The 17,104-nt window shown below is 39.8% G+C and carries 13 protein-coding genes; 1 reads left to right on the top strand and 12 read right to left on the bottom strand.

Annotation, left to right across the window (positions count from 1 at the left end; genetic code table 11):
- Positions 1-54: 54 nt before the first annotated feature.
- The 4 genes from RYO92_RS01845 to RYO92_RS01830 form a co-directional block, all read right to left on the bottom strand.
- A complete protein-coding gene (locus tag RYO92_RS01845) occupies positions 55-993 on the bottom strand; it encodes an ABC transporter permease (RefSeq protein WP_315369299.1) in 939 nt (312 codons plus the stop codon).
- Positions 993-2,066, bottom strand: a complete 1,074-nt coding sequence (locus tag RYO92_RS01840; protein ID WP_314327935.1) for an ABC transporter permease — start codon at positions 2,064-2,066, stop codon at positions 993-995. The genes RYO92_RS01845 and RYO92_RS01840 overlap by 1 nt, the downstream gene beginning before the upstream one ends.
- On the bottom strand, positions 2,059-3,687 hold the full coding sequence (locus RYO92_RS01835; RefSeq protein ID WP_315369298.1) for an ABC transporter ATP-binding protein: 1,629 nt from the start codon (positions 3,685-3,687) through the stop codon (positions 2,059-2,061). The genes RYO92_RS01840 and RYO92_RS01835 overlap by 8 nt, the downstream gene beginning before the upstream one ends.
- Positions 3,688-3,765: 78 nt before the next feature.
- Positions 3,766-4,893, bottom strand: a complete 1,128-nt coding sequence (locus tag RYO92_RS01830; RefSeq protein ID WP_315369297.1) for a BMP family lipoprotein — start codon at positions 4,891-4,893, stop codon at positions 3,766-3,768.
- 390 nt (positions 4,894-5,283) lie between these two features.
- On the opposite strand from RYO92_RS01830, the gene RYO92_RS01825 reads away from it, so the two are divergent.
- Positions 5,284-7,260: a PfkB family carbohydrate kinase gene (locus RYO92_RS01825; RefSeq protein WP_315369296.1), complete on the top strand. Its 1,977-nt coding sequence runs from the start codon at positions 5,284-5,286 to the stop codon at positions 7,258-7,260.
- 80 nt (positions 7,261-7,340) lie between these two features.
- Here the strand turns inward: RYO92_RS01825 and RYO92_RS01820 are convergent, their stop codons facing one another.
- The 8 genes from RYO92_RS01820 to RYO92_RS01785 form a co-directional block, all read right to left on the bottom strand.
- A complete protein-coding gene (locus RYO92_RS01820; protein WP_315369295.1) occupies positions 7,341-9,167 on the bottom strand; it encodes a glycoside hydrolase family 2 protein in 1,827 nt (608 codons plus the stop codon).
- Between the two features lie 17 nt (positions 9,168-9,184).
- A complete protein-coding gene (locus RYO92_RS01815) occupies positions 9,185-10,015 on the bottom strand; it encodes a carbohydrate ABC transporter permease (RefSeq protein WP_007157132.1) in 831 nt (276 codons plus the stop codon).
- 2 nt (positions 10,016-10,017) lie between these two features.
- The gene (locus tag RYO92_RS01810) at positions 10,018-10,929 is read right to left on the bottom strand and encodes a carbohydrate ABC transporter permease (protein ID WP_315369294.1); all 912 of its coding nucleotides are present in this window, start codon (positions 10,927-10,929) and stop codon (positions 10,018-10,020) included.
- A 31-nt stretch (positions 10,930-10,960) separates the two neighbouring features.
- Entirely contained in the window at positions 10,961-12,334 is a 1,374-nt protein-coding gene (locus tag RYO92_RS01805) for an extracellular solute-binding protein (RefSeq protein WP_315369292.1), read from the bottom strand.
- A gap of 74 nt (positions 12,335-12,408) precedes the next feature.
- Entirely contained in the window at positions 12,409-13,329 is a 921-nt protein-coding gene (locus RYO92_RS01800; protein WP_315369291.1) for an ABC transporter permease, read from the bottom strand.
- Position 13,330: 1 nt separating this feature from the next.
- Positions 13,331-14,401: an ABC transporter permease gene (locus tag RYO92_RS01795; RefSeq protein WP_315369290.1), complete on the bottom strand. Its 1,071-nt coding sequence runs from the start codon at positions 14,399-14,401 to the stop codon at positions 13,331-13,333.
- On the bottom strand, positions 14,402-15,931 hold the full coding sequence (locus RYO92_RS01790) for an ABC transporter ATP-binding protein (protein WP_315369289.1): 1,530 nt from the start codon (positions 15,929-15,931) through the stop codon (positions 14,402-14,404). It abuts the gene before it with no gap.
- Positions 15,932-15,997: 66 nt separating this feature from the next.
- Positions 15,998-17,044 carry a BMP family protein gene (locus tag RYO92_RS01785; protein ID WP_314832855.1) on the bottom strand — a complete coding sequence of 349 codons (1,047 nt, stop codon included), beginning with the start codon at positions 17,042-17,044 and terminating at the stop codon, positions 15,998-16,000.
- Between the last annotated feature and the right edge of the window lie 60 nt (positions 17,045-17,104).

The following is a 17,104-nucleotide window of genomic DNA, read 5'->3' as shown; positions in this document are numbered from 1 at the left end:
TTTTAACATTCCTTCCATTTTCTTAATCCTAAACTCAATTTCAAATAACATTCTCTAATTCGTAATTAATGAAGACTGCTTTTTCTTGTTAGCCTGAATCTTTACCGCCATGGAAATAGCCAGTACTACAATGGTCACAATATAGGGCATCATCAAAATAAACTGAGCAGGAATACCGTAGGCCTGTAATCTGGCTCCAACAGAATCGGAAAATCCGAAAAGCAAGCACCCCATCGCTGTCAGCACCGGATTCGCACCGCCGAAGTACATTGCCGCAACTCCCATAAAACCACGGCTGTTGGTCATATTTTCCACAAACTGTGTACTATAACCCAAAGATAAATGGGCTCCCGCCAATCCACCAATTAAACCGGAAATCAGCATAGCTTGATACTTAACTGCATTCGCTTGAATTCCCGCAGTTTCAGCAGCCATAGGAAATTGTCCTACAGCACGAAGGCGTAATCCCCATACCGTCTTATAGAAGATAAACTGCAAAAGAATAATAAAAATAATTACAAACCATTCCGTAAAGCGCCAGTCATTAAACAAGCTGTTTAAGACCGGAACATTTTCCAAAAATGTCATATGTAATTTTGGAATAGGAACGATTGAGGGATTGGAAAAGCTTCCGCTGGTATGGAAAAACACCTGAAGCATAAACTTGGTTAATGCAATAGCCAAAAGATTTATGCCCATACCGATGGCACAAATTTCAGAATTGTACTTAATATGACTGACAGCCATAATCATGGCAATGAGAGCTCCACCAAGCATAGCCGCCAGAATTCCCAACATCCAGCTACCGGTAAAATAGCTCACAGCCACCGCTGTAAAGGCTCCCACCAGCATAATTCCCTCAGTACCGATATTTAAAATATTTGCCTGCTGCGTTATCGCTGCACATAAAGCTGCATAGATAATGGGAGTAGATGCACGGAAGGTTGCATAAATCAGTGATAGATTAAAGATTTTTCCTAAATTCTCTGACATTATTTATCCCCTCCTTTCTCTTTCTGATTCGAAGCTATCTCTGTTTTTAATTCCTTTTCCAGCTTTCTCCGCCGCTGAAGACTAATGACAAAATCCATTGTTGCTATAATAATAAATACTGCAGAGATAGTATCTACAATAGATTTCGGTACGCTGGTAGCCTGCTGCATAGCCATAGCCCCTGCCTTTAATACCGCCAAGAAAAAAGCCACAAACGGAGTAAAGAGCATGTTTGACTTCACAATTAATGCCGCCAACATACCATTCGTTCCTAAATCCCTTGCAAAACCGTCCAGATAGTATCCATGTACACCAAGAACTTCTATGCATCCTGCAACTCCACCAAGGGCTGCAGAAAGTAACATCGCACCGATAAAGACTTTTTTAGAATTAATACCGGCATAATCCGCATGGGCAGGGTTGGTTCCCACCGTTCTAATCTTATATCCCCACTTTGTCTTATAAGTCATCCAAATGACTGCCAATACCACAAGGATAGCAATAAAAACCCCCATATTTGCCGAAGAAGGCTTCATGATTTTCGGAATCGTTACCAGCACAGGCTTGGACTGAGGAGTAGCCACGCCTGCGCTCATGGGTCCACTAACCAGATATGAACCAATATACAGCGCTACCGTATTCATCAAAATCGTTACACAGACTTCCGATACATTAAAATAAGCCTTCAAAATCGCCGGAATCAAGCCCCATAGCATGGCTACCACAATGGCCCCGGTAAAGCAGGCAAGATATAAAAGAGGTACAGATAAAAATCCCCAATTGATACCGATATAAGCAGCAGTAATGCCTCCTAAAATTACTTCTCCCTCTACTCCGACGTTAAATGCTCCGGCCTTAGCTGCCACTGCAAATGCTGTTGCCGTCAGCAGTAAAGGAGTAAATCCTGCAATAACATTTCCTCTTCCCAGTTTTGTTCCCAAGGCGCCTTTTAACAATGCCAGATAAGCATCAATAGGATTTTCCCCAATGGCAAGAATAAAAATGGCGCCCACCAAAATCGCCAGGAAAAAGGTAAACAATATTTTCAAAAAGCTGTTCAAAGACTTATTCATCTCCCTTTCCTCCTTCCTGTAACTGATGTTCCGTCACGCCTTCTTTTGCCTGATGGTCTTCTACATCAACTTTAGGCTGTTGCTTTGTCATATCTTCTTTTACCTGATGGTCCACCGTACCTCCCATCATCAGAAGTCCCAGGTTGTTTTCATTGGCTTCTCCGGCACTAAGCTCTCCGGTAATCGTTCCTTCGTGAATAACAATGATGCGATCGGAAAGGGATGTGATTTCTTCCAACTCCGTAGAAACCAGCAATACTCCTGCACCGTTCTTCTTCGCCTCCTCCAAAGTCTTTTGAATAGACTCTATGGCACCGATATCCACTCCTCTGGTAGGCTGAGCCGCCACCAGTAGCTTCTTATTCATGGAAACTTCTCTTGCTACTACTACCTTCTGTGCATTTCCTCCGGAAAGAGAGGATGTGGGTAGCTTATAGTCTGTGGGGCGAATATCAAAGCGCTTCACCATTTCTTCAGAATGCCGGTCCATAGCAGCTGTATTCATGACCATCCCCCTGCTGAAGGGTGCTTTGTCCACTTCCACCGCAACTAGATTTTCTTCAATACTCATGGTTCTATTCAGTCCCCGGGTATTTCTATCCTCCGGAATATGTGCCAATCCCACTTCTCGTACTTTTTTCGGAGATAGGTTGGTGATTTCCTTTCCGTCCAGGAAGATATGCCCCTTCTCCACAGGACGTAGACCGGTGATTGCCTCAATCAGCTCTGACTGGCCGTTTCCATCTATGCCGGCAATGCCCACAATTTCTCCCTCATTCACATGTAAAGACAGGCCTCGAATTTTGGAACTTTCCTTTTGACTGGGAATCCAGACATCTTGTACATCCAAAATTCTCTTTCCTGCTTTTTCATATGTCTTATCAATATGTAGGAACACTTCTCGGCCAATCATTTTCTTGGTTAAATCCAGAGGAGAAGTTTCTTCTTTAGACACAATTCCCATATGCAACCCCTGTCGCATAACAGAAATACGGTCCGAAATTTCCATAACTTCGTTTAGCTTATGAGAAATGAACACCAGAGATTTTTGCTCTTTCTTTAAATTATTTAATATCTCAAAAAGCTTTTTGGTTTCTTGAGGAGTCAAAACAGCAGTAGGCTCATCCAAGATGATAATATCCGCCCCTCTCATCAGGGTTTTGATGATTTCTACACGCTGTGCTTCTCCCACGGAAATCTGGCTAACCTTTTTGTCCAGCTGAATCTCCATGTTGTATTGGTCAATAAAGTGTTGAATCTCTTTTCTTGCCTTATCGAAGTCAATCTGTAGTCCCTTTTTAGGCTCAAAACCTAAAATAACATTTTCCAACACAGTCAAATCATTGACGAGCATAAATTCCTGATGAACCATTCCAATCCCATGTTGAATGGCCAACTTGGGATCTAACTTGCCCATGGACTGTCCCTTAACAATAATCTCACCGGAATCTATGGGGTACATACCGTAAAGCAGTTTCATCATAGTAGACTTTCCTGCTCCGTTTTCTCCGATTAATGAATGAATTTCTCCCTTAATCAGGTTGAATTGTCCATCTTTTACGGCATGCACTTCTCCAAAGGATTTTACGATGTTTTTCATTTCTACAACAAATTCACTCATTACTCTCCCTCATTTAACTGATAAAGAAAGGGCATGGGAGCCCTAAAGAGTCCCATGCCCGACACAAAGTTTCAGGCTTTATGCTTTCGGACCGAAACCTTCATAATTTTCCACTACAATCTCACCGGAGATAATCTTCTTGGACAGTTCTTCGCACTTGTCTACGATATCCTGTGGGAACTTCTCTCCCAAAGACTTCTTGATCTCTGCGAAATCAGTTAAGCTCACACCGCCCTCTGCCAAAGACAGATACTGGGTGGAACCGCCCTTAAATGTCCCCTCAACAACAGACTGAATAACAAGATAGCACGCATTATCTACTCTCTTCACCATGGAAGTTACCACATGTCCGGGCTGGTCAGCATCCTGGTTTAAGTCTACGCCGATAGCATACTTATCCGCTTCCTTTGCCGCTTCCAAAATTCCTGTTCCTGTTCCGGAAGCCACATTCATAACAATATCAGCTCCCTGCTCATACTGTGCAAGAGTTAATTCTTTTCCCTTTAACGGATCTGTCCAAGAACCTGCAAAAGCCTGCAAAATAGTAACATCCGGATCGATGTACTTTGCGCCCTGCTCATATCCTGTATAGAAATCATGGAGTACAGGAATATCCATTCCGCCAACCCATCCGATTACATGTGCATCATTTACATTAGGAATATCAGTTTTCTGTGTAAACATAGCTGCTGCAGCACCGGCAAGGAAAGAACCCTGATTCTGGGCAAAGCTGATGGATTCCACGTTATCAAGATCAACGGTTGTATCAATTACCGCAAACTTAACATCCGGATAGTTAGGAGCATGCTCTGTAATGTAATCAGCGATATTGGAAGACGCACCAATAATCAGATCATAGCCTTCTTCGCAGGCAGCCACTAAATTCGCTTCCCATTCCTGTGCCGTAGTGCCTTCAAGAGACTTTAATTCAATGCCGAAATCCTCAACTGCCTTCTTCGCACCGGCATTGCAAGAGTCATTGTAGGACTTATCTCCTAAGTTACCTGTATAAACGATACAAACACGAACCCCCTTCTTCTCTTTGGAATCAGACTTATCAGAAGACTTTTCCTCCTTAGAATCAGCCTGTGTAGCCTCGGTTTTGTTCGCATTGGACTCTGCCACCTCATTTGCAGACTTTCCGCATCCCAGCAATAAGGAACAGCTTAACAAGCTTGCCAGAATTACACTCAGACATTTTTTCATTCTCTTTTTTCCTCCTTCACAAATATACACTTTTGCATCACCTAGATTATTTGTATAGGAAACTGTTTTCCTATACTTATTTTCTTATTCATAAGATATATCAATTGGAATATTTATGTCAATATCAATATGTTTCGCCCAATAAATTTATCTTATTTAAACTAAACTTGGCTTCATTTATATACAATATGCACATGTTTCGCACTGCATATCTCTTTCGTCAAAAGATTATTTTTTGCTTTCGTCCAATTCCCTCTTATTTTTTTGTCTGTTTCTTACAATTATAACAAGTTCCAAAATATTAGGCTCCACCTGAAAACGAAAACAAAGGTTCTAAATTCCTTAAGTTTATTATATGATAAGCACAAGTGTTAAAGTAGGAGAAAAAGTATGACCATTAAAGAATTTGCTCAATTAGCCGGTGTGTCTGTATCTACCGTTTCCAAAATTTTGAATCATAAAGACGCAAATATCAGCCCACAAACAAGAGAGCATGTCCTTTCCCTTGCAAAAATTCATAATTACAAACCTTACTCTTTTGTGCGAACACAATATCCCGAAAAAACCAGTATTTTCGGGGTTATCTTTCGAGACTGTATTCCCGACGACAGGCTCCTGAAAGGTTTAATGAATGTTGCCCGTTCCTACGGTTATGGCATAACAGTGCTGGAAAGCCATTTAAACAAAACGCAAGAATTAAAAAATCTATCCTTGCTTGCTTCCAGCAATGTGGACGGCATTCTGTTTAATCCTATCAATTCCAAGCCATCTTCCGAAGTTAATGCACAACTTAAGCAAAGTAAAAAACCCTACTTTCTTTTCAGTACAGAAGAAGATATTCCCGGTCCGGATTTTCTGCCTACCATTTCCTATAAAAGTATGGCGGAATTCTTGACCCAAAATCTGGTTCAAGCAGGACATTCCAAAATCGCCCTTGTGGCAGAAAAGGAAAGTCCTATTCGAAATGAATTTATTGAAGGTTTCAAAAGCTGTCTGTATCAAAATGCCATTCCTTTTACGGAAGAATTCATTTTCAGTAAAGATAACGAAAAATTTTACCGCCATATTTCCTGCGGGAGTATTAGTGCTGTACTAACCCTGCACTTCCAAAGCGGCTTTCAAATCTATCAAAGATTACTAAGCCGTCATTTGCATATTCCCAATGACTTTTCCTTACTTACCTTATGCAAACATCAAAGCAATATTCATAACTTCTCCGAAATTTCAGCCCTACTAATCCCCTTTGAAGAATTTGGAGAATACCTTGGCACCTGCCTGATTAAGCACCTTGAGCATTCCGAAAATACAGAACAGGAGCGAACGCATTTTCAGCCGGACTATCATTTAAACCACACCAAATCTATTTCCATCCCTGCCATGACTCAAAGAAAAAAAGTTCTTGTGTTGGGAAGTGTAAATATTGATTCCTACCTATTTTTTCGAGAGCTTCCCAGCCCGGGAATGGCAGCCAAGACCAGTCATTCTTCCAACTATTTAGGAGGAAAAGGGATGAACCAAGCCATCGGAGTGAGCAAATTGGGGCATCACGCCAGCATTATAGGGCTTGTTGGAGATGATTTGGAAGCAGATACCATATACGAAAGCGCAAAGCAAGCAGGTGTCAATACTGCTTATCTGAAGCGTATCCACGGAGAATCAACCGGCAAGGGATATATTTTCCTAAATAACAACGGAGATTCTATCATCTCCATCCTTTCCGGGGCCAATGAGTGTGTCAGTAAGAAACATGTTGAAGAGGCACTTCCCATCTTCAAAGACAGTCATCTATGCCTTCTAAATACTGAAGTTCCGCAGGATACGATCTTGACTGCTTGTCGTTTAGCAAAAAACTACAAGCTCCCTGTCCTATTGAAGCCTTCCTCCATAAGGCAAATAGACCCGGAAATCCTTGCCTTAACAGATATCTTCCTCCCCAATTTAGAGGAGGCACAGATTCTTTTATCTACGGAAGAATCTCAGCTTTCCAAAAAGCTACAGAAAATGCAGGCAAAAGAAGCTTGCGATAAAGCCCTCTTAGAACAGTGTGCCGATTACTTTCTAAAAAAAGGGGCAAATATGGTGATTATAACACTGGGAAAACAAGGACTTTTCGCCAAAGGAAAAGGAATATTAGGGCTGTATACCGCCAAAGAAGTTAAAGCAATCGATACCACAGGAGCAGCCGATGCCTTTATCAGTGCCCTAGCTTCTTATCTTCTTCTAGACTATCCTATGGATCAAGCTATCCGTATTGCAACTTACGCAGCAGCACTAAGTGTCACAAGAGAAGGAGCCGCTCCCTCCCTAGTGGATAAGAATAGTTTGGAAGCTTATATCGCAACGGAAGAGCCGGAGATTTTGGAATAATAAATATTTTGCATGCTATCAAAAAAAGCACACTTACCTCTTGGTAAATGTGCTTTTTTAGCCTCCAACCTTCTTATATCTTAGTCGAATAAATGAATTAACCTTCCGTCAGATGGCCTGGTAAGATTAATTTTTCTAATCGCCTCAGGGGACACTTTATATTCATGATTTTCATCCAACAGTCCATTTACTTCCTGCTCCACATCCGTTAACTGTGTATAACAAAAACCTTGGAAGAACGGAAGTTCTATTATGGCCTTTGTTATGGATTCATATCTTTCCAAAAATGCTTCTTCTGTTTCTACAGTATTGCCATATCCCCACTGTTCTTTTTCCTTTGTGGAAAATGCTATTCCACCATACTCAGTGAGCAATATTGGTTGCTTATCATATTGATATCCATTGGAAAATGCTGATTTAAATCCACAATGATATTCTTCCGTAGTCTTCATTTGCTCTATAAAAGCACTGTATCTCTTATAGAAATCCTCACCTCTTTCCGTATAGTCATGAAGTGTCAACAAATCCGTTTTGGTGTGCTCCCAACCATCATTAGAGATTACAGGCCTATATGGATCCAAAGATTTTGTCAAATAGTATATCCCTTCTGTCAAATACTGTTCCGCTTTTTCCTTTTCAATTTCAAATACTCCCCATGATTCGTTGAAAGGCGTCCAAGCAATGATAGAGGGATGATTATAATTTTGTTTTACTGCCTCCATCCATTCTTTAGTAAAAGCCATAATGCTTTCTTGATTGAAGCGATAATTTGATGGGAATTCACTCCATACCAATATACCCATAGTATCGCATAAGTAAAGGAATCTCTCGTCCTCTATCTTCTGATGTTTTCTTACTCCATTAAAGCCCATTTCTTTAATCTTTTGCAAGTCATGTAGTAAAGTTTCTTCGTCCTTTGGCGTTAATCCTGTATCCTTCCAATACCCCTGATCCAATATCAGCCTTTGGTATAATGGACAGCCATTTAGTAGGAACTTCCCCTCTTCTATCCTTATTTCTCGGAGCCCAAAATAGCTGAAAACGGAGTCTAACACTCCATCTTCTTCCTTGATTTTAATCTCCAAATCGTACAGATTAGGCTCCTGAGGACTCCATCTCTTCACCAAAAATGGATCTATAGCAGGATTATCCAAATAGACTTTTAACTTAAATCTTCCTTCTTGAACTATCGCTTGAACCTCTGTCACATCTATATTCTGATACTTCACTTTCACATTGGCAAACAATGGACATTTAGATGGCTTTGTTTCAACAGAAAGCAAACAAGCATCTTCAACAAGTCCTTCTATTTCTACTGTATGTTCATATAGCTGTGGTGTGATTTTAACATCTTTAATATATCTTTGATTAACAACTTCTCCCCAAACACTTTTCCAAATTCCGGAAGTTTGTACATACCAGCAAGCATAACTATACTGTTCCCATCTTTGCTTGCCCCTAGGTTGCTCCATATTCGAAGAATCAATAGCTAAAACAGTCAATATATTCTCTTTATCTTCAATGTATTCTGTCACATCAAATGAGAAACGAGAATAGCCACCGCAATGCTGCCCAACTTGCTTTCCATTAATATAAACCTTACTCAAATAATCTACGCCCTCAAAATGCAGAATAAATCGTTTTCCCTCCAGCTCCTTCTTATTAACAGGCAGCATTCTCTGATACCATAAATATCCGGAATGATTCTGAATATGTACTCCACTTTCTTTTGTTTCCGGACTAAAGGGAACTAAAATTTTTCTCTTTTCTGCTAGCGGTATCCCCATCTCCCAATGGCTTTTTTCTCCGATTGTTTCATTGTCAAAAGCAAAGTCCCATTCCCCATTTAGTTCTATCCACGAGTCTCTTACTAATTGTGGTCTGGGATAATTTTCAATATGTTTCATGCTATTCTCCTTTTCCTTTATCCTTTGATACCACCCGTACTAATTCCTTGCACAATTTGCTTTTCAAATATTAGATATAAAATAATCATCGGCAAAGAAGCCACCATGTTTATACACATTGGAATGACAAAATCAGGTCGCTCTATCTTAATCAACGTCGGAATTCCGATGGGTAGCGTATATAGTTTTTCGCTAAATACACAAAGTAGTGGCCAAATATAATTATTCCAACTTGCGATGAAACTCATGATAGCAATTGTCGCAATGATTGGTCTTGAAAGCGGAAGGACGACTTTAGTGTAAATTATCCATTCCCCACCTCCATCGATTCGTACTGCCTCAAAAAGTTCTCTTGGTAGTGACCTAAAAAAGCTATAAGTGATTACAAAATTCATAGAACTGGCCACAGATGGCAAAATCAAACCGCTATAGCTATCAATTAGCTTTAATTTGCTCATTAATACAAATAAAGGAATAATCGTTGCCTCACTGGGAACCAGAATACCAATAAGGAAATAAAAATAGAAAAAGCCACTTCCTTTAAAGGAAATATGAGCTATGCTATACGCCGCTAATGTAGACACAAGAACAGACAATGCAGTAGTCACCACAGCGACAATCAGGCTATTACAGAACCATCGAAACACTCCTGTTTTCAATAAAACCTGAGGATAATTTTGTAATGTATAGGGTGGTGTAAACCAAGAAAACACATTATGAAATTGCTTTCCTTCGTATTGAATGGAACAAAACAGCCCCCAAATAATCGGAGAAAGCATAATTAAAGCGATAAGTAAGGAAAGTGCAGAAATAAGATTGCTTTGTATTGTTTTCGTTCTATTTCTCATACTTAACCTTCCTCTTGTCTTCCAAAACGTCTTTGAATAAATACCAATAGACATAAAACAACAAATAAGAAATACGACATTGCAGAAGCATAGCCTAATTTATTCTTTTCAAATGCTTGTTGATATATGTATTGTATTAAAGAGCGCGTAGTATTAGCCGGTCCTCCACCTGTCATTAAATGAATTTGTCCAAAAACTTTAAAGCTGGCAATAATTTGGAGCATCATCACAAGGAAAATTGTTGGTTTTAACAGTGGTACAGTAATCTTCCAAAATATTTGGAGCGGTGCCGCACCATCTACTTTTGCAGCATCATACAAAACCTCCGGTATATCCTGTAAAGCAGCTAAGTATAGCAACATAGAAAAACCTATAGTCCACCATAAAGTCATAGCCACTAAGCTAAACCACACTTTATTGGAATCTTGTAACCATAAAATCTCCTTCTGACTATTCAATAAATGAAAAGACCGCAAAAGGCCATTTAGTAAGCCACGGTAAGGTGCAAAAACAAAACTGGCCAAATAAGAGGCAACAGAAACTGATAGCACTCCGGGTAAGTAATATGCCGTCCTTAAAAAGCGTCGGAAGCAAACGGCTCTGTTTGCCAATAATGCAAGGATAAATGATAAAATAACCAAGAATGGTACAGAAAAAATCACAAATTTTACAGTGTGGATGCAGGATAAGTAGAAATTCTTATCCTGCATCATCTTTTTATAATTTTCTATACCAACAAAACTGGCCTTTCCCATCAAATTCCAATTGCATAAACTGACATATATCCCTTGAAAAACAGGGAAGATTGTAAAGATAGAATAGAGCACGAAGAAAGGCATAATAAATAATATTGCCACAGCTTGCTTTTTCCCTATTTTATGTTTGTTATATGGAGCAGATAGCAATCTATTCATAGTTTACCTACTATTCTTTGATGGTTTACGTTTAATCCAAATTATTTTCCACAGCCTCTTTAAGAGCAGTTCCGGCTTCATCTAAGGAACTGTTTCCTGTTAAATATGCGCCTACTGCATCCATCAAATCTTTTTTCATTCCGCCATAATAATGTTCACTCTTTGGTGCATATTTCGCATACTCTAACTCAGAAATCACATTATATCCTTTGAGTTTTTTATACTCTTCACTCTGGTTAGCTTCATTTGCAGAGGGAATTTGTCCGGATCCTGCCCAAACGATACCTCCGTCTTTTGACGCATATACCATAAATTGAACTGCAGACAAAGTCTCTTCTTCTGTTCTTTTTTCTTTTTTGGGAAGAATCAAAGTATGGGAATCTGCCCAACAATATGGCTTATCGCCAAATAATTGTGGAAAAGTTGTGTTATTGAACTTAAGATTTTCCGTCTGCTCGTACGCTCCGGTTAACCAAGTGCCGCCAAAAAGTATAGCCGCTTTGCCGGATTGGAATAAAGCCTGACTATCATCAATACCGGGAAGAATATAGCCCTCTTTATAAAGTACTTCTAATTCCTCCAGCGCTTTTTTACCAATCTCTACATCTATTGTATTCTTTCCTTCTGCATTGATGAAATCCTTTCCACCCATTTGGAAATAAATTGCATACCAAGTTCTAAAGGGATCATCGCCGGACTGTGTTAATCCCAATGGAGATATTTCAGCAGGTAATTTTTCTTTGCATCGCTTTAAAATATCCTTAAATCCCTCCATATCCTTCACATTAAGAAGTTCCTCTTCCGTAACTCCCGCTTCTTCCAGAAGGCTGGTGTTGTAATACATTACCTCAGCATGAGTATCCAAAGGAATGGCATAGATTTTTCCATCAATGCTTACGGAGTCAAGACTGGATTTCTGATAGTCCTTTGATAAATCAATGTTCAGTTTCTTCAAATAATCATCTAATGGCTCCGCAACACCGCTCTGGGAAAGCTCATATAGTTTAGAAACATGAGAGATACCAATATCCGGGCCTTTTCCCGCAGCTACAGCAGTCTGTAATTTCGTATAATAATCATCCCAGACAAGCGTAATGATCTCCACCGGATTTTTAGGATTAGTTTGATTATATTGATCTTTTATTTGTTTAAACCAATCTCCATCTCCTCCTGTAAATAAGGACCAAAAACTTAAAGTACCCGCAGGAACAGTAACCTCTTCAGGGTTATCCACTGTTCCGTTTCCATTTGTTGTCTCTTCTGTTTTCCCTGCTTCTTCAGCTTTTGTCTCCATCTGAGCTTGTGAAGCAGAGTCTTTGGCCTCTTGTGCAGCTCCTCCACATGCGGACAATGCCATTCCTGCCACAAGTGAAAGACTTAGAAATAGACGTTCTTTTCTTTTCATACCATATCCTCCTTTGTTATGAAAATATTGTTGTACCAAGCAAATGCTTGGTATGGATGCCAAAACTCTATACACTAATTCTCTTTCACATAATTCTGTCCCAGCTTATTTGGCGCTCTGAGATCTTTCCTACAAACCGTTAGAACAATCACTAAAACATAAGGCAGTGCACTAAAGAGTTCACTGGGCATGGTGCTCACCCCCAAAGATTTTACATAAACTCCAATAGCCTCTGATACGCCAAATACAGTGCCGAAAATCAGTGCTCCTACCGGGTTCCAGTTTCCTAAAAAGCAAATTCCAAAAGCAATCCAACCGCGCCCACTAATGATTTCAGATGTATACATCCCCACATTACATAAAGAGTAGTACGCACCTGCAATTCCTCCCAAACAACCGGCGACGGCTACTGCCGCAAAACGAATCTTTAATATATCTATTCCTGCGGTATCAACGGCTTCCGGATTCTCTCCACAGGATCTAAGGGTAAGCCCCAATGCTGTATGATTCATCACAAATAAAATAATCGGAATCAATAGATATGCCAGATAGGTAATAATATTTTGGGAAAATAGAATTTTACCAACAAAAGGGATTTGACTTAGTATAGGGATCTGTATTGTGGAAAGTACCTCTACTTTCAAAGGGGTGGTTTGAATGCCAAAAATAACTCGATAGAAAAAAGTACAAAACCCTGTTACCAAAATGGAAATTGCTGTTCCCATTACAATTTGATGCTGGTTCATATATACAGTGGTTAAAGCATAGAGAAGCGCAACCATGAGGCCACACACCATAGCCAGCAAAAAACCAAGATATAGATTCCCACTAATATATGCTCCTATGAATCCTCCCCATGCCCCGATGAGAAATATTCCCTCTACAGCGGTAACCATCATTCCTGTTCTCTCTGCAATCACCTCTCCAAGCGCACCAAGAATAAGAGGGGTACTCATAAAAAATGCTCTTGCCAAAAGGCTTGTTATATTGTTCATTCTAGGCCTCCTCTGTCACGATTCTCTTTTTCTTAAGCTTATTTAATTCAGCCTTTCTTCTAAAGTAGAAAGACATAAGCACAAAGAGCATTACAAAACCCTGTAGCAGATCAATTACACTGGCAGGAGCATCCGTTGAATGTCCCAATGCCGTTCCTCCAACTTGCAAAAAGCCAAATAGTAGAGAAGCCGGTACAACCGCAAGTGGGTGAGCATTGGCTAAAATAGCGATTCCGATTCCGTAAGATCCTATCTGCGTATCAAAACCAGTAAGAAGCATATGCTGCATTCCATTGATTTCCACCAGTCCTGCAAGTCCTGCAATAGCACCACTAATGGCGAAGGCAAGCATATATTGCTGTTGAGGACTGATTCCGGACATTCTGGCAGCATCCTGATTTAAACCGGTTGCCCGAATTCTAAATCCTAAAGAAGTCTTATAAAGTACATACCAAACCAATACCGCAACCAGCAAAGAAATCACAATTCCCAAGGAAACAGAGGTGCCCGGAATGATTTTTGGCAGCCAGGTGCTTTTATCCAAATAGTCTGTTTTCAAATACTCATGTTTTGATTCCTGTAAACTGGTTCTGAGCAATAACTGCATAACATATTGGATAACATAGGTGGACATCATACTAATCAAAAATTCATTAGCATTGAATTTTGCCTTTAAAAATCCAATTATAAATCCAACAACAGCACCGCCCAAAATAGCAGCCATTCCTGCCAAAAGAATTACAATTGGTCCTGGAAGTTTCCCTCCCAGTGCTAAAGATACTGCCGATGCACAAATGCAGCCGGAATAGAACTGCCCCTGCGCTCCAATATTATACAGATTCGCTTTATAGGTGAACGTAAAAGCCAAACCGGTTAAAATAAGAGGAGCCGTTTTAATCAGAATATTTCCCATATTATATGTGCTGGAAAATGTTTCTGAAAACATTACCGTAAGAGCCTGAAAAGGATTCACTGATAATAAAGGTAAAAAACTAAAGCTGATTGTCAGACCTAAAAGGATTGCGAAAAGAATCCAAAGTAAAAAATCACAAAGAATCTCTTTCTTTTTCATTTACGCCTCCTTTAATTCATAGCCTGCCATTAACAATCCTATCTGTTCTGTGCTAAGCTCCCCATTTTGAAAAATCCCCATGATTTTCCCTTTGTATAAAATAGCAATCCTATCAGAAAGAGCAAAGATTTCCGATAGCTCTGTTGATACCAGTAAAATGCTCTTTCCCTTACTCTTTTCTCTCATAATGGTTTTGTGTACATAGTTAATCGCCCCAAGGTCTAAGCCTCTTGTAGGTTGATCAAATATAATCAAATTTTCTCCTCTATCCACTTCTCTGGCCACGACAACTTTTTGTTGATTCCCCCCGGACAAGCTACCAATCACAACTTCATGGTCAGGAGCCTTAACCTTATATTCCTGAATAATATTCTCCGTATAATTGTTCAATTCTTTCCATTTTATGATTCCATTTTTAACCCAGTTTTTAAGATAACTGGCTTTTAAAAGAATATTCTCAGAGAGTGTCATTCCGGAAATCATTCCATACCTGTAACGATCCGACGCTAAGTATCCTATTCCCTTTTCGATTCTTTCTTTTACCGCTAATTGGCTAATCTCTTCTCCGTCAAGAATCACCTTTCCTGCATGAAGTTTTCTTGCACCATAAATCGCTTCGCAAAGTTCCTGCTGTCCATTTCCGGAAACACCTGCAAAACCAAGAATTTCTCCTTCTTTAATCGAAAATGAAACATTATCCAGTAATGGAATATTATCTTTAGATTTTAAAGATACATGTTCTACCTCTAATCTATTTTTCCGATTATCTGTCCCCGTCATTGTTGGCGCTTTTATAATTTCCAAGTCATGTCCAATCATCAGATTGACTAACTCTGACTCTTTAACCGTCCGAATCTCCCCTTCTTCTATCGTTCCACTTATTTTTCCATTTCGCAGTACAATGATTCGATCCGATACTTCTAAAACCTCTTTCATCTTATGGGTAATAAATACAATCGAATTTCCCTTCGCTACATAGTCTCGGACAAATCCCATTAACACATCCGCTTCCTGGGGTGTAAGTACTGCTGTGGGTTCATCCATAATAATAATTTTTGCATTTAGGTAGAGTGCCTTTAAAATTTCAACTTTTTGCTGTGCACCAACCGTCAAATTCTTCACCAATTCCCCTGCAGGAACATCAAAGTGATATTGGTCAGCAAGGGCTTGAATCTCTTTTTCTTTTTCTGTGAAATCAATCCTACCTTTGCAATGCCCCAATATTATATTCTCGGTAACCGTATGTGCCTCTACCAAGGAAAAGTGCTGTTGAATCATAGCAATTCCACAAGCCATCGCCTCTTTAGGAGAGCGAATTTCTACCTTTTTCTGATTAATGAAAATCTCTCCTTCTGTGGCATGGTAAAGTCCGTATAAGATTTTCATGATGGTACTTTTTCCGGCACCATTCTCCCCTAAGAGAGCAACTACTTCTCCCTCTTTAATCACCATAGATACATCATCATTTGCCAAAACCTTGGCAAAACGTTTGTTGATATGTTTTAATTCAACAATAATATTTTTTCCCATATAATGCATCTCCTAAGGATTTTTATGAAAAAGGCAGCGTTAGATTAACACTGCCTTTTTATAAATCTATTCAGAAAAATACTGCTTAAAGTCTATTTTTCCATTTGTAATTTCTTCTGTAGCTTTCTCAACTGCCTTCTTACATTCCTCAGAGCACTGGTCAGTAAAGATAGTTTCAAACACACCTTCTTTTACTCCCACCTCTTGAGCACCTTTTAATTCTCCACTTTTGATGCCCTTAATAATCCAAGGATATACATTGGCCCAGTTCATGCTTACGGATGCCACTACACAATCACTTTCCTCATTCTTGTTCGCTGCAAATCCTACGAATTTTGCCTTTTTTTCAGCTGTTGCCTGAATTGCGCCGGAAGTCGCCTCGTTGGAGTAGCAGAACACTGTATCAGCGCCATTATCAATCATTTGTGAAGCCATTGCCTTTCCGATGGATACATCGGTCCAGGTATTCAAGAATGAACGATTTGCCTTTGCATCCGCTAATCCCCTTTCTTTTGCGGTTGCCACAGCTATCCCTTCATAAGTATCCAAAAGGTGTACCATGGCCAGATTAGACTCTCCTCCCATAGTTGCAAAGTTTCCATTCTCCGTAGTGTATCCGGCAATGACTCCCGCAATATAGGAACCTTCATATTCTTTTGGGAAAACCGGAACCATATTATCCGAATCACTCTTGGTTCCATTGATAATGGTGTAAACTGTCTTTTCATATTGAGGCGCTACTGCTGCACAAGCTTCATCAAACTGACTTCCAGCAGCCATTACCAGGTCATATCCCTTTTCACCGTATTCTGTGAAGGTCTGCTCAAATTCCTCTACAGGAACAGACTCAACCACCTCAATCTTGGTTCCCAGTTCTTTATCGCATTGTTTTGCTCCGGCATTATTGCTGGCATTCCAGCTCTGATCATCTATGCTTCCGGGAAGAATTAAAACAATCTTCATGTCAGAATATTCTGAATCTGTCTTCTCGGCATTCTGTTGTTCACCATTCTCGACCTTCGACTCAGATTTTGCAGCTCCACCGCCGCAAGCAACCATCATAGATGCCAATAATGCTAAGGTTGCAGAAAAAAACAAACGATTCTTTTTCATAAGGTAACCCTCCTTTTTTTCTGTACTTGTATTTATGAACAGTATATCTATTTTGTTTTT

Origin of the sequence: Oribacterium sinus (assembly GCF_963553175.1) — a bacterium.
Lineage (GTDB): Bacteria > Bacillota > Clostridia > Lachnospirales > Lachnospiraceae > Oribacterium > Oribacterium sinus_B.
Note: the sequence above shows the minus strand (reverse complement) of the source record. Positions and strands in the feature narration are given on the sequence as shown.